Origin of the sequence: Leptospira selangorensis (assembly GCF_004769405.1) — a bacterium.
GTDB classification, from domain to species: domain Bacteria; phylum Spirochaetota; class Leptospiria; order Leptospirales; family Leptospiraceae; genus Leptospira_B; species Leptospira_B selangorensis.
In genome coordinates this window covers 509,944-523,715 of record NZ_RQES01000010.1, presented here as the reverse complement: position 1 = coordinate 523,715, position 13,772 = coordinate 509,944, and the positions used below count along the sequence as shown (strand labels likewise).

Annotated in this window: 12 protein-coding genes; 10 read left to right on the top strand and 2 right to left on the bottom strand. The window is 40.5% G+C overall.

Annotation, left to right across the window (positions count from 1 at the left end; all coding sequences use genetic code 11):
- The first annotated feature begins 206 nt into the window (after positions 1-206).
- The 6 genes from EHO58_RS08080 to EHO58_RS08055 are packed head-to-tail and all read left to right on the top strand — an operon-like array spanning position 207 to position 6,185.
- Complete coding sequence (locus EHO58_RS08080; RefSeq protein ID WP_135679589.1) at positions 207-938, top strand: phosphoadenylyl-sulfate reductase; 732 nt, start codon at positions 207-209, stop codon at positions 936-938.
- The gene (gene cysD, locus EHO58_RS08075) at positions 935-1,843 is read left to right on the top strand and encodes a sulfate adenylyltransferase subunit CysD (protein ID WP_086447709.1); all 909 of its coding nucleotides are present in this window, start codon (positions 935-937) and stop codon (positions 1,841-1,843) included. The genes EHO58_RS08080 and cysD overlap by 4 nt, the downstream gene beginning before the upstream one ends.
- A complete protein-coding gene (locus tag EHO58_RS08070; RefSeq protein WP_135679588.1) occupies positions 1,843-3,084 on the top strand; it encodes a sulfate adenylyltransferase subunit 1 in 1,242 nt (413 codons plus the stop codon). Before cysD ends, EHO58_RS08070 begins: the two co-directional genes overlap by 1 nt.
- Before the next feature lie 9 nt (positions 3,085-3,093).
- Positions 3,094-3,870 (top strand): uroporphyrinogen-III C-methyltransferase, encoded by a 777-nt coding sequence (gene cobA, locus EHO58_RS08065; protein ID WP_135679604.1) that lies wholly within the window; start codon positions 3,094-3,096, stop codon positions 3,868-3,870.
- Positions 3,867-4,466 (top strand): precorrin-2 dehydrogenase/sirohydrochlorin ferrochelatase family protein, encoded by a 600-nt coding sequence (locus tag EHO58_RS08060; RefSeq protein ID WP_135679587.1) that lies wholly within the window; start codon positions 3,867-3,869, stop codon positions 4,464-4,466. Before cobA ends, EHO58_RS08060 begins: the two co-directional genes overlap by 4 nt.
- A 33-nt stretch (positions 4,467-4,499) precedes the next feature.
- Positions 4,500-6,185 carry an NADPH-dependent assimilatory sulfite reductase hemoprotein subunit gene (locus EHO58_RS08055; protein ID WP_135679586.1) on the top strand — a complete coding sequence of 562 codons (1,686 nt, stop codon included), beginning with the start codon at positions 4,500-4,502 and terminating at the stop codon, positions 6,183-6,185.
- Positions 6,186-6,228: 43 nt separating this feature from the next.
- On the opposite strand, the gene EHO58_RS08050 is transcribed toward EHO58_RS08055, so the two are convergent.
- Entirely contained in the window at positions 6,229-7,329 is a 1,101-nt protein-coding gene (locus EHO58_RS08050) for an SMP-30/gluconolactonase/LRE family protein (RefSeq protein WP_135679585.1), read from the bottom strand.
- Entirely contained in the window at positions 7,329-8,240 is a 912-nt protein-coding gene (locus EHO58_RS08045; protein ID WP_135679584.1) for a M23 family metallopeptidase, read from the bottom strand. The genes EHO58_RS08050 and EHO58_RS08045 overlap by 1 nt, the downstream gene beginning before the upstream one ends.
- A gap of 79 nt (positions 8,241-8,319) precedes the next feature.
- Between EHO58_RS08045 and EHO58_RS08040 the strand changes: the two genes are divergently transcribed.
- The 4 genes from EHO58_RS08040 to EHO58_RS08025 all read left to right on the top strand — a co-directional run bounded on the left by EHO58_RS08040 (position 8,320) and on the right by EHO58_RS08025 (position 13,670).
- Positions 8,320-9,180, top strand: a complete 861-nt coding sequence (locus EHO58_RS08040; protein WP_135679583.1) for a CPBP family intramembrane glutamic endopeptidase — start codon at positions 8,320-8,322, stop codon at positions 9,178-9,180.
- Positions 9,180-9,974 (top strand): hypothetical protein, encoded by a 795-nt coding sequence (locus tag EHO58_RS08035; RefSeq protein WP_135679582.1) that lies wholly within the window; start codon positions 9,180-9,182, stop codon positions 9,972-9,974. Before EHO58_RS08040 ends, EHO58_RS08035 begins: the two co-directional genes overlap by 1 nt.
- Positions 9,975-9,983: 9 nt before the next feature.
- Positions 9,984-11,834, top strand: a complete 1,851-nt coding sequence (locus EHO58_RS08030) for a chloride channel protein (RefSeq protein ID WP_135679581.1) — start codon at positions 9,984-9,986, stop codon at positions 11,832-11,834.
- A 270-nt stretch (positions 11,835-12,104) separates the two neighbouring features.
- The gene (locus tag EHO58_RS08025) at positions 12,105-13,670 is read left to right on the top strand and encodes an OmpP1/FadL family transporter (RefSeq protein WP_135679580.1); all 1,566 of its coding nucleotides are present in this window, start codon (positions 12,105-12,107) and stop codon (positions 13,668-13,670) included.
- Positions 13,671-13,772 lie beyond the last annotated feature (102 nt).

The following is a 13,772-nucleotide window of genomic DNA, read 5'->3' as shown; positions in this document are numbered from 1 at the left end:
TAAATTCGGCAGAGATATAAGATTCTCGAAGCAAATCAGAGAATTTCTATATTCTATAAAAATTCTCTATTCTGTACCGGCTCCGGTGGGATCCTTGTAATATAGCATCAACTATACTTTACAAATAGTCCAATATATAAAACTTTGGTACATTATATTGGTCAGCCTTAATTCGGGCACGTCCAATATAAAAAGGTTCGATTTCGATGAGTCCATCCGATCTGGAAGCAAAATTAAAAGGTCTGAGCTTAGAAGATTCTTTGGCGAAAATCTCCCAAGATTTTCCTGATCAGGCGGTGTTCTCCACAAGCTTTGGTTTAGAAGATCAGGTAATCACTCACGCAATCTATTCCCAAAATTTGGACATTCGTATCTTTACATTGGATACCGGCAGATTGTTCACCGAAACTTACGAACTTCATAAACGCACGAATGGAATGTATGGTAAACGAATCCAAACATTCTTCCCAGATGCGCAAGCGGTAGAAGATCTGATCAATGAGAAGGGCCCCGATTCCTTCTACGATTCTATAGAAAATAGAAAAGAATGTTGTCATATTCGCAAAGTTATCCCTTTGAACAGAGCTTTAGAGGGAGCGAAAATTTGGATTACCGGAATTCGTAACGATCAATCCGGTTCCAGAGAAAATTTAACCAAAGTGGAGTTGGATGCTGGAAGGGATATTTTGAAATTCCATCCTATTCTGGATTGGTCTTGGGAGAAAGTACAACAGTACGTCCAAGACAAACATATTCCGTACAATCCTCTTCATGATAAGGGATATCCCAGTATCGGATGCGCTCCTTGTACAAGAGCGGTCATGGCGGGCGAAGATTTTAGAGCCGGCCGTTGGTGGTGGGAGAATGAATCCACGAAAGAATGCGGACTGCATTGGGTGGATGGAAAACTGGTAAGAAAAAAAGGATCAGAAGTATGACGACTAGAACTCGATTGTCGCATCTCCAACAACTAGAGGCGGAATCCATTTATATACTCAGGGAAGTTGCCGCCCAATTTGAAAGACCTGCGCTTTTATTTTCCGGAGGAAAGGACTCAATTACTTTAGTGCATCTTGCACTTAAAGCTTTCCGCCCTGGAAAATTCCCATTTCCTTTGGTACATATTGATACAGGCCATAACTTTCAGGAAGCATTACAATTTCGTGATGATCTTGCGAACCGGATCGGAGAAAAACTGATCGTTAGATATGTTCAGGATTCCATCGACCAAGGAAAGGCCGTAGAGGAAAAAGGGAAATTCCCAAGCAGAAACGCAATCCAAACAGTTACATTATTAGATACTATCGAAGAATTTAAATTTGATGCTTGTATAGGCGGAGCGAGAAGGGACGAAGAAAAGGCACGCGCAAAAGAAAGAGTATTTTCCGTGCGTGATGAATTCGGAAGTTGGGATCCTAAATTACAAAGACCGGAACTTTGGAATATTTATAACGGAAAGATCCACGTGGGAGAGAACGTTAGAGTTTTCCCTATTAGTAACTGGACCGAGTTGGATGTTTGGGAATATATTAAGTCTGAAAATATTCCGCTTCCTTCATTATATTTTTCTCATAGAAGACAAATTGTCTGGAGAGAGAATGTAGTATTCCCTGTTTCAGAATTCGTGACTTTGGATTCTTCCGATAAAGTGGAAGAGAAAACTGTACGTTTTAGGACTGTAGGCGATATGACTTGTACTGCGGCAGTTGAATCTGAAGCAAATTCCTTAGATGATATTATTCGTGAGATCCAAACTTCCAGAACTACGGAAAGAGGATCCAGATTAGACGATAAACGTTCCGAAGCTGCGATGGAAGAACGTAAAAGAGGCGGTTACTTCTGATGGACTTATTACGTTTTATTACTGCAGGAAGTGTAGACGACGGAAAATCCACTTTGATCGGTCGTCTTTTGTACGATAGCAAATCCGTATTCCAAGACCAGTTAGAAGCCATCGAAAAAACAGGCCAAGTGAATGGTCAGGTCAATTTGGCTCTTCTTACAGACGGACTAAAAGCGGAAAGAGAACAAGGGATCACGATAGACGTAGCCTATAAGTATTTCTCTACTCCTAAAAGAAAGTTTATCATTGCAGATGCCCCGGGGCATATCCAATACACTCGAAACATGGTGACAGGCGCTTCTAATTCCGAGCTTGCAATCATTTTGATCGATTCTCGTAAAGGAGTGATCGAACAAACTTACAGACATTCTTATATAGCTTCTCTATTAAAAATCCCTCATGTAGTTATCTGCGTGAATAAAATGGACTTAGTGGATTTTTCCAAAGAACGTTTTGAAGAGATCGTAGAAGATTATAAAAACTTTGCTTCCGATCTGGATTTTAAAGGGTTGGAGTTCATACCGATCTCCGCGTTGAATGGGGACAATGTTGTAGATACTTCTCCGAATATGACTTGGTGGAAAGGCAAAACACTTCTTGGTTATCTAGAAGATCTAGAAATCGAAGTGGATGAGACCAAACACGAGCCCAGATTCCCTGTTCAATATGTGATCCGTCCTCAAACGGAAGAACACCATGATTACAGAGGTTATGCAGGTCAGGTTAGAAGTGGCGTTTTCAAAAAGGGAGATGATATAGTAGTTCTTCCTAGCGGATTACGTTCTAAAATCAAATCGATCAATACGTATGAAAGCGAAGTAGAAGAAGCTTTCGCCCCAATGTCTGTTACTATTCTTTTGGACGACGAAATCGATATTAGTCGCGGTGATATGATCGTTACTGATAAACACCAACCTACCGTATCCCAAGATCTGGAAGCGGAACTTTGTTGGATGGATGCAAAGTCTTTGGTACCAGGGAACAAATATCTTTTAAGACAAACCACGGGCTCCGTAAAATCCGCAGTTAAGGAAATTTCCTTTAGAATAGATATCCAAACTCACGAAAAATTAGAATCTTCTCAACTTGCTCTGAATGAGATCGGAAGGATCAAGATCAGAACCGCAAAACCTATCGCGTTCGATCCTTATTCTGAAAATCGTGGAACAGGAAGTTTCGTTTTGGTGGATGAGGGTACGAACAATACTGTGGGCGCGGGAATGATCGTAGGAGCTTACTGATCTAATTTGATGAATACCGAAGTGGGAAAAGTATATTTGGTGGGCGCAGGTCCCGGAAATCCGGAACTAATGACCTTGAAAGCTCTCAGAATATTAGAAAAAGCGGAAGTAATTCTTTACGACGCTTTATTAGATTCTTCCTTTTTGGAATATTTTCCCTCTTCTGCGCTTGTTCATTATGTGGGTAAAAGGGCAGGACAACATTCTGCAACCCAAGAAGAGATCCAGGATCTGATCGTTCGATATTCTCTCCAAGGTAAAACCGTAGTACGTTTGAAAGGAGGAGATCCTTTCGTATTCGGCAGAGGCGGAGAAGAATTACTTACTTTAAGAAAACATAAAATTCCATATGAGATAATTCCCGGAGTAAGCGCATTAAGCGCTGGATCTTCCGGAGCAGGTTTTCCTTTAACACATAGAGGATTGTCCAGACAGGTACTGATCATGGACGGTCATACTGTTTTACAGGAAGATACCGATTGGAAATGGTTTGCGGAGTTTAAGGGTACGATCGCTCTGTTTATGGGAACTTCTTCCATTGTACAGATCTCTAAAAATTTGATCGATAACGGAGCTTCTTCTCTTGTTCCAGTGGCTCTCGTAGAGAACGCGAGTTTAAAAAATCAGAAGGTCACTATAACTAGCTTGGGTAGAATTATAGAAGAAGGTTTATCCAAACAAAGTTCCGGACCTGGGATTATTTATATAGGGCCTGTCGTACATCTGATCGGAGAAAATCCTGAACTAGACTTTCAAGGATTTGCTTCTCAAGGAGAAGGAGTATGAGCCAACTTCTTCCGGTTTTTATAAAATTAGAAAATAAAAAAGTGTTAGTAGTGGGCGGGGGAAATGTCGCTCTCGAAAAATTACAACATCTTAAAGATACCGGCTGTGTACTTACAGTTATCTCTAAAGAATTCAAATCGGAAACTGTTCGTTTGCTTTCTTCCATTAAAGATGCAAAAATAGAAACAAGAGAAGTTCAGATTTCCGATCTAAACGGTTTTGATCTGGTATATTCCGCTACAAACGATAGGCAGACCAATCGTGATCTGGTGGAATACGCCAAACAAAAAAAAATTTGGATCAATTGTGCGGATGATCCTTCTCTGTGTGATTTTTATTCTTCTGCATATTTTGATAGGGGCCCGATCCGTGTGGCGGTTTCCACTCAAGGAGGGTTCGCTGGACTTGCAGGAACCATCCGTACCATTCTAGAGGAGATCCTTCCCAAGGATCATGATCCGGAATTGGAAAATTTATTAGAAATCCGTAATTTAAGTAAGAGTAAACTGGGAGATCCGGAAAAAAGAAAAGCGGCTCTCAAATTTCTTCTTGGAGAGTTCAAAGAAAAATATCTCTCCACGGATGCGAAATCATAGGAAAGCTATAATCCAAAAGGACGAATACGATCGATGTCAGAACAAAAAGAACTTAGCGAAGTCGAACATATTAAAACCGCCTCTAAGGGACTAAGAGGAAAAATCGGTACTGCTATCGAAACGGGTGCAGATGGATTCGAGGAAGATGATAAACAATTGATCAAATTCCACGGAATGTACCAGCAGAAGGACAGGGACCGTAGAAAAGACGATGCTGGCGAATTTATAGAGAACCCAACCTCTTTTATGATCCGAGGAAGGATTCCGGGTGGAAGACTTACTTCTGACCAGTATATGGTATGGGATGATCTGGCTGATAAATTCGGTGGTGGAGCTTTACGTCTAACGACTAGACAATCCATTCAAATGCACACGATCCTTTTAAAAGATCTGAAACCGATCATGCAAGCAGTCCATAAGGTGAATCTTTCCACTATGGGAGCATGCGGTGACGTTGTGCGTAACGTGACTCAAGCTTTAAATCCTTGGGGAAACAAAGAGCTTACCCAATTAGACCCGATCGCTCAATTGATGTCCGACCATTTTAAATATAAGAGTAATGCGTATGCAGAACTTTGGCTGGGCGAAAACCAACTTAATAAAGAAGATGAACCTGATCCGATCTATGGAACTACTTATCTTCCTAGAAAGTTCAAGATAGCTGTTACACTTGCTGGTAATAACTCAGTCGATATTTATACGAACGATATGGGATTCGCAGCTACTTTAGATGCGAATGGTAAGATAGACGGTTATTTCGCTTTTGCGGGCGGTGGGCTCGGAATGACTCACAATAAGCCTGAGACTTATCCTAGAGCTGCTGATTTACTAGGTTGGATCCCTGAAAAAGATCTGATCCCAGTTGCTGAAGGTATAGTAACTTCTCATAGAGATTTCGGAGATCGTACTAACCGTAAACATGCTCGTTTAAAATATGTTTTGGCGGAGAAGGGTGTAGAATGGTTCCGCTCCGAAGTAGAACGTAGATCCGGTGCAAAATTCGATATTGATCGTAAACTTCCTAAATGGGAAACTCCAAACTATCTTGGTTGGACAGAAAGAGCGGATGGAACTCTTGCATTAGGATTCCATACTCTTTCCGGAAGGATCAAAGACTTCCCTGAGAAGCCCTTAAAGACAGCTTTGAAAGATATCATTTCTGGTTTTAACCTAAGCGTGCAGGTAACTGCGGATCAGGACTTGGTTTTGATGGGAGTCAAAAAAGAGGATAAAGAGAAGTTAGAAGCTAAATTAAAAGAATATAATATTAATCCTGCTTCTCCTAAACCTTTATATGATCGTGCACTTGCTTGTCCTGCACTTCCCACTTGTGGATTAGCATTGACCGAATCCGAAAGGACTTTCCCTCAATTATTAGAATCCATCCAAAAAGTGATCGATAAACTAGATCTGAACGATAGAGCTCCGATCGTAAGAATGACCGGATGTCCTAACGGATGCGCAAGACCTTATTCTGCAGAAATTGGAATCGTTGGTCAACAAGCTGGAGGAAAATATTCCTTATTCTTTGGAGGAAATCCGGAAGGAACTAAAGTGGGCGACTATGTTGCCAAGAAGGTTCCTTTTGCGGATATTCCTGTCCAACTAGAGAAAGCATTCGAAGTTTGGAAAAAAGAAGGAAATCCGGATGAAAGATTCGGAGACTTTGCCGCTCGATACTCCTTGGATAAGTTCAGGGAATTGCTAGGAGCGATGTAAATCGATTCTTTCCAAAAGCGCTCCGATCGGGGCGCTTTTTTGTTTAGAAAAACATCTCCAGCGTTTCAAACTTCCACTTCCATACTTTTTGAGTAGAAAACCCTGCAAGTAAAACCCCGGATCCATACTGCAAAGCAGAAGTAATAGATCCCAATTTATCCGAAGTATTATCCATCAAAGAAAGGCTAATATCTCCTTCTTCATTCATAGAAAGAATATAAGCTAATTCTCCCTCTAGGGGTTTAAAGAAGAATGGAAGTGAAGCGATTATCTTTTTTAAAAGTGGAAAGTTTTGGATCTTATCGATCGCTATATGTCTTGGAGAAGATAAAGCGATCCAAAAATTTCTCTGAGAATCCGAACTGATCAATGCAGGACTTCCAGGAAGATGTGTGATCAAGAACTGATCTTTGCCCGCCTTCTTTCCATTTAACCAAAAACGAGAAACACGATGCCTATACTTTTCTCCAAAGACCAAAAAATCTTCGGAAGAAGATAAACTGATCCCGGTTGGATGATATAGATCATCCAAAATTGTTTTTACTTCTTGGGTTCTTGGATTATAAGAAAGAATCCTGCCGTTAGGTTTGGATTCTAATTCTTCCAAATAAGAATCTTCGTAAGGAAATTTTCGGCTTACTTCAGTAAAATAAACGGTTCCATCGGATGCTATATCCAAACCGTACAGATTTGTTAACGGATTTCCTTCCGAATCTTCTCTGAGTAGGACATTCTCATTTCCTTTAATATCATAAAATGCGAGCCCTAGTCCTGAAACACAGGCAACTAAATTTTCTTTTCCGTCGAATACGATTCCCAATACTCTTCCGGAAGTTTTAGCGAATAATTCCGTTTGTCCGTCTGTTTTGATCTTATAAATATTTCCATCGGAAGAACCCGTATAAATGGATCCTCTAGAATCAATTGCAAGACCGAAGGGTTTTTCTATCGGAGATTTTTCGTTTACTACATTAGATATAAATAATATATCTCTTTCTTCTTGGCGAATAATATCGTCCGGATCATAATCTGTCGGGTCGGTTTTGGTCCAACCTAATAGAATAAAGAGTCCAAAAATTGAGGTCAAAAGGACGAAAGGAATAAATATCCTAATAGCTGGATTAGAAATAGATCGATAGAACATCAGACATGACCCTTAAAAATGGGCCTCTGTCTCAAACTATTTCTTAATACTTCAAAATGTAAATGAAATCCGGTGGCTCTTCCGCTCATTCCGACTTCTCCGATCAACTGTCCTTTTTTGACCTTTGTACCTGGAGAGACTAGCAGTTTGCTTAAATGCCCGTACTTAGTTTCGTAACCCAATCCATGTTTTAGAACGATCAGGCTTCCGTATCCGCCTCTTGTTCCTGAAAAGGAAACTTCTCCATCTGCAGATGCATATACAGGAGTTCCTTCTTCTGCCGCAAGATCGATTCCACCATGAAATGTGTCCTTTTTTGTGAAAGGGTCCCTTCTTCTTCCAAACTTGGAACTCAATCTTCCTTCTTCCGCCAACGGATCCGAGAATACTAATCCGTAAAAAAAGTTCTTCTCTTCTTTAGGTAATCCTCTTCCTGGAACGAACCAGGATTTTCTGAGGTCATCATAGTATAAGAATTTGGGAGAGATCCGAAAACGGGCCGCGACTTTTTTGCGCGAGGATTCGTCCGGAGAATGTTCTTCCGAGTCGTAAACTCCTCTCATGTTCGGGATTAAAAGTTCCATCCCAGGATAGATGTCTTGAGGAGAAGCTAATTCGTTTACTGAGGAAAGAGTGTCCAAGTCCATTCCGGTCCTGGCCATGATCTTAAAAAAAGTATCCTTGGGTCCAACTTTGTAGACTAGGAATCTAAGATGGACCAGATCTTTTTGGTCCAAATTGGAAACTGAAATTTGAAGGTTATATTTTATCTCTTCTCTGACTCGGATGATCTTAGTATCCGAATATTCTAAACTTTTTAAGGGGAGACGATCATAAACCGCTTGGACCTCGTTCAGAGAGATTAGTATGAGTGCGGATAATAAAATGAGATGTCTTTTGAAGGAAGGCATATCTTTTCTATAGTCGGCAGATTATAAAAAAACAATGACGCAAAAAATCCCCCATAAATGATTGGAAGGGCCCTTTGGAATGGATTTAGAAAAGGAAGATCAAAAACTCGCACCTGGCAGAGACGTTCTGCTCATGGGTCTGATCCAGGTTTTCGTACTGTTCATCGGTATGTATTCCTATATGAGGGTGACCCGATTCCAAGTGGAGAGCACCTTATCTCTCAAAACCCCTAAACAAAACTTCGTTAAAACAAAAGAAGTAGTAAACACAGTATCTTCCGAAGTGGCTTGGAATGAACCTGCCTCCGCCGAAAAAGCTGTTCGAGAATACACGGAGTATGTGGTTACCAAACGCCCTTGGTTATTGTCCTTGGACAGGATCATCTGGGGATTATGCTTTTTAGTGCCTTCTTACTTTTTTATCCGAAAGATCGCTAGGATAGAAACTGCAGAGTTCACTGATTCAGCAAATGTTAGAGATATACTTGCAGGTGTTGCAACTGGATTTGCCACATTCTGTTTTGTGAATGTAGCAAGTAGTTTGATCTTTTTTATCATAGGCAAACCCCAATCCAATTACTTAGAAATCATTCTTACCAAAAACCTTTACATGAATTGGAAGCTATTAGGATGGACCTTGCTTGCAATCGCTTTCGGAGCCGGAATTTTCGAAGAATTTTTCTTTAGAGGATTTTTACTAAAATACTTTGAGGAAAAAAATATAGGTTCGATTGGACTTATTATCACCTCCGTTATTTTCGGAGTGGTCCATTTTAACGGGGGATCTTATGTGGCTCCGATCCTTCTTATATTTGTGGGACTTTCATTCGGAATTTCTTATTTAAAAACCGGTAATATATGGGTGCCTGTGACTGCACATATCACTTATAACGCGTCCATGCTTTTGGCCGGATTTCTCCTTGGGGATCGGATCTCTTAATGAACATGCAAAAAAGATTTAAACATAAAATCCTAAAAACCTTATTCCTATTTTTCTTTTTGTCTTCCTTCTCCTCTATATACGCCGGAGAAGTTTTCGAATTAGAAGGTGATCCGGGGGAAAATGATACAAGACTTCTTTCCGCTTTGAATCGATTGACTTATGATAGGATATTATCCAATCAAAACACGAAAGGTTTTGCATTTAGATATACTTCTAAATGGTATTCTCCCTTACAGCTGGATGTATTCGTTTTAGGGCTAGCAAAAAGAGATAAGATGAGTTTGATCCGAATCGAATCTTCTAAAAAGGGAAGCGAAAGGATCTTTAGGAATTTTCTACAAGAAGAACTTACTAAAAAAGAATTAACGGGAGGACTTGCGAATTATACCGACGTTTCGGAAGACGCAAAGTTCGAACCTTATCGCAAGAGTTATTTTTGGAGCGAGTCCTTGGCGATAATCCAACCTGCTGCTTCCGTTTTTTATAACTCTTATAAATCTCCGGTTTATGGAGGTTCGGATAGACTCAAAAGTATGTTCGGTTATATCGGTTTGGATCTTTTACTTGCAGGTATCGGATATTATTATGCGACTACTACAATGGAAAAGAATAGCGCTCTTGAGACTTACTTTTTAAAGCCTACTCCTTCGGGAAATGTTTTGGATTCTCCAGGAGCACCCGTATTTATAGGTTTGTTAGTCCTACCTAGATTGTATAGAATGATCGGCGGTTGGCAGGATACTTATACCCACAATCGGATCATGGAAATCTCGGTTTCCAAATCATTTTAAAGATCCTTTATGTTCGGAAATATCTACGCAGAATTCCGGCAAAGACCGATCTCATCTTATTTTACAATTAAGGGCAGAAGGTCCTTATATTTATATTGTGTTCTGACAGGGGTTGTTTCCGGTTTAGGCGCTCTTCTTTTTTCTAGAGCACTTGCCTGGGCAGAATACATTTCTTTAGAATCTATATCAGGTTTACATAATACACATTCGGGCGGAGAATATTTTGTTTCTCTGGAACCGATCGTTTCTATTTATTTAGGAAGATGGGCTCTTCTGCTCCTTCCCGTTTTGGGAGGTTTGATTGCCGGTTTAGTTATATGGAAATTTTCCCCCGATTCCGCCGGCACTGGAACGGATTCACTGATCGATTCTTTTCATAATAAAGAAGGTAAGGTAGATCCTAAGATCCCTTTGATCAAGTCCGTCGCAACTATATTCACTTTATCTTCCGGAGGAAGTGGCGGAAAAGAAGGTCCTATCTCTTTAATTGGTGCAGGTTTCGGTTCTTTAGTTGCAAACTTAACTAAGGCAGGCGCAAGAGCAAGACGCACATTATTACTCGCAGGAACTGCAGGTGGACTTGGCGCAATCTTTCATGCTCCTTTAGGAGGCGCATTAACTTCTGTTGAGATGATGTACCGAGAAGATATAGAAAGTGATACATTGGTTCCTTGTATCATTTCTTCCGTGACTGCATTCTTAACATACTCTTCCTTTAATGGATTCGGTTCCGTGTATAAGGTTCCCGAGATAGGATTTATAGAGTATAAGGAACTTATCTTTTATTTGTTTTTAGGGATTGTTTGTTATTTGAATGGAGCCTTTTTAATTAAGGTATTTCAATTCATACAAGAATGGTCCAAGTCTTTGAAACTTCCAATGTGGATAAAACCTGCATTAGGCGGAATTCCCGTAGGTATCATCGGTTATTTTCTGCCGGAAGTACTCGGAACTGGAGCAGGCGTTTTGCAAGATGTATTGGAAGGCAGTTTTAAATTTCACAATTACACTTCTTATCTAACTCAGGATCTGCAGATTATATTCTTCTTCTTACTACTCGCGTTCTTAAAAATTATCACCACTTCATTTACGATCGGTAGCGGTGGATCTGCTGGAATGTTCGGTCCTTCTTTATTTATAGGCGGAATGTTAGGGGGAGCTCTTGGGACGTTCGCAAAATTAGTTTTAGGATACCAAGTGTCCGTTGCTTCTTTCGTGCTTGTTGGAATGGGAGCATTTTATGCGGGAATAGCGAGTGCTCCGATTGCAGGAATGGTGATGATCTGCGAGATCATAGGAAGTTATTCTCTTCTTCCACCTTTAATGATCGTTTCGATCATCACTTTTGTACTTTCTCATAAATTGAATTTGTATAAAAGTCAGAAGAATACTCGCTTCCAATCTCCAGCTCATGACTGGGACATGAATCGAGATTTGTTAGAAGGTATCCTCATCCAAGATATCCGGGGCAAGCTTAGGAATATTGCAGAGGTCAAAACTTCTACCCTTCTTTCTAAGTTGGAAGAAGAAGCTTTGAAGATCAATGCAAGCGACTATATCGTTTTGGAAGAAAGCGGAAACTACTTCGGAATGATTTCCTTACGTACAAGCCGCTTATTTTTAGAAGGTAGAGACCTCACTCGGAACCTGATCCTTGTGAAAGATGTAACTGACACATCCATTCTGCCCATTTCCGTCCGGACAAACCTCGCAACTGCATTTAAAACTCTCTTGGATATGGGAATGGATAAGATTCCTGTGGGAGAGAATGGAAAATATTTGGGATATTTACGTTATGCTGACATCATTTCGATATATTTTGAAAAGACTCGGTCCGCTAAACCGATTTCCGGCTCTTAAATTGGATTTTTCATCCTTCTTTAAAACCTAAAAATATATGTAGCGTTCATTCTTTTACAATAATCGATCTTTATCTTCTATTTTTAATCATTTTTACTATTTTATGGATAAAAATGACCAAGGGCTCTTTTTTTGATTTTGGTGGACAATTTTGACCTTTCCGCTAAGATACGGAAAATTTTTAAAAAATAACTGATGTGTAATAAAGAGATCAGCCAATTCTAGATGGGCTAGGATAAGTTATGGAATTGGTTCAAAGCAGGAAGGAAAATGCGAAACAGAGTTTCTAGTCAAAAAATTATCTCCGGGTCGAGGATTATCCTCGCAGTTCTGGGGATATTAGGAGTCGGCACATCGGAGCTGACTGCCGGTAGTTACGGGGATATTTATGGTGCCCATGCGGGTGCGGCCGGAATGGCGGGTGCAGTTACCGCTACGGTTAATAACTCATCTGCGGTTTTCTATAACGTTGCCGGTTTGGGAAGATTGAACGAAGCTGATTTGTTCATCGCCCAATGGGAACAAAAAGAAAAAGAGAAAGAAGCAGCAGCGAATGGAGAGGCTCCTAAGGACGCAAATGGGAATCCAGTTCCTCAAGAAGGTCCTTTACTTAACACCGAACCTCAAACTGAAAACGGTGCTCCTCCCGATAAGTGGTACAAAAAAGCTTGGTTTAATTTCAGAGACGGCTTTGCGAATATGGGAAAGGGGATGTTCACTTATCAACCTCTTCTCCGCCCGAACCGTCCTTATCATGAAGTGTCTTTCTTAGGGACTTACGCGAACCCTACATTAAAGAACAACGCTCCTAAGAACGAGAACACTAAAAACCCTGACGACAGTTATGTTGGTTTGGGTTTTACAATGAACCTAAACGAAATTTTCGATATAGGTAGAACCATCCGTTTCGGATTGAACGCAATCGTTCCTGCTTCCGGAAACTTGATGGTGGTGAACGATCAAAACCCTACTGTTCCTAGATACCTTCAATCAGGAAAAAGTAATGAACGTCCTACCATCATGGCCGGGGTCGGTGTGGAACTTTGGAAGGATCGTCTTTTTGCAGGAGTTGGTATCACCGCACTTGCAGGCGGTTCCGGTGCGATCTTATTAAAAGACGTTCCGATCTCTCCGGATCCTGTACAAGCGAACTCACAAGTAGTTCTAACTTTAAAACCTATCATCAACCCGACTTATGGACTCCAATTCACTTATGGTAAGTGGAGTGCCGGGGTTTCGTATAAAAGAGAAACTTATTTGTCTGCGGACCCGATTCCTGCTCGTGCCCAGACGACTCTTTTAGGGATTCAATTGGATTTCGATCTGGCTTTGTTGGATCAGTACAACCCAAGAGTTTGGTCTTACGGTATTGGATTCAGACCTACAGAAAAACTTTTATTAAACGTGGATGTGAACAGAGAGATCTGGAGTTTATATAAACTTTCTAGAATTAAGGAAAAATATTCTGAACCTCTTGATTTCCATGATACCACCAACGTTCGTATGGGAGCTGAGTATGCTTTCCGTCCTTTCTTGAAGTTCAGAGGAGGTATCGGAAAAAGACCTAGTCCTGTTCCTCATTATGCGGGAGCAAACAACTGGATGGATAACGATCGCATGATCTATTCCATTGGTGTTTCCTATATCTTCAACGGAAGGAACTTTGCATTCTTGAAAGATAGATTGAAAAACCCTGTAATTTTTGATTTAGCGATCACGAACCAACAGTTGAAAAATGTGGAGATCAATAAAACTTTCCCTTCTGAGAGGAATCCAAGCTATAATTACGGCGGATATATCTGGTCCGTAAACTTCTCCGTAAGCTTATTCTTCTAATCATTTCCCCTTTCGGCGGAAATAAAATAACATCTGTTATCTAATAGCTCCATCTGAGGCGGAATTCAAAAACCGCCTCGGTTCTTTTTCTTGACCGAATGA

What these genes read in the sequence shown, in the direction of transcription:
- EHO58_RS08080 (WP_135679589.1), top strand. Translation starts at nt 207, where the DNA reads ATGAGTCCATCCGATCTGGAAGCAAAATTAAAAGGTCTGAGCTTAGAA.
- cysD (WP_086447709.1), top strand. Translation starts at nt 935, where the DNA reads ATGACGACTAGAACTCGATTGTCGCATCTCCAACAACTAGAGGCGGAA.
- EHO58_RS08070 (WP_135679588.1), top strand. Translation starts at nt 1,843, where the DNA reads ATGGACTTATTACGTTTTATTACTGCAGGAAGTGTAGACGACGGAAAA.
- cobA (WP_135679604.1), top strand. Translation starts at nt 3,094, where the DNA reads ATGAATACCGAAGTGGGAAAAGTATATTTGGTGGGCGCAGGTCCCGGA.
- EHO58_RS08060 (WP_135679587.1), top strand. Translation starts at nt 3,867, where the DNA reads ATGAGCCAACTTCTTCCGGTTTTTATAAAATTAGAAAATAAAAAAGTG.
- EHO58_RS08055 (WP_135679586.1), top strand. Translation starts at nt 4,500, where the DNA reads ATGTCAGAACAAAAAGAACTTAGCGAAGTCGAACATATTAAAACCGCC.
- EHO58_RS08050 (WP_135679585.1), bottom strand. Translation starts at nt 7,329, where the DNA reads ATGTTCTATCGATCTATTTCTAATCCAGCTATTAGGATATTTATTCCT.
- EHO58_RS08045 (WP_135679584.1), bottom strand. Translation starts at nt 8,240, where the DNA reads ATGCCTTCCTTCAAAAGACATCTCATTTTATTATCCGCACTCATACTA.
- EHO58_RS08040 (WP_135679583.1), top strand. Translation starts at nt 8,320, where the DNA reads ATGGATTTAGAAAAGGAAGATCAAAAACTCGCACCTGGCAGAGACGTT.
- EHO58_RS08035 (WP_135679582.1), top strand. Translation starts at nt 9,180, where the DNA reads ATGAACATGCAAAAAAGATTTAAACATAAAATCCTAAAAACCTTATTC.
- EHO58_RS08030 (WP_135679581.1), top strand. Translation starts at nt 9,984, where the DNA reads ATGTTCGGAAATATCTACGCAGAATTCCGGCAAAGACCGATCTCATCT.
- EHO58_RS08025 (WP_135679580.1), top strand. Translation starts at nt 12,105, where the DNA reads ATGCGAAACAGAGTTTCTAGTCAAAAAATTATCTCCGGGTCGAGGATT.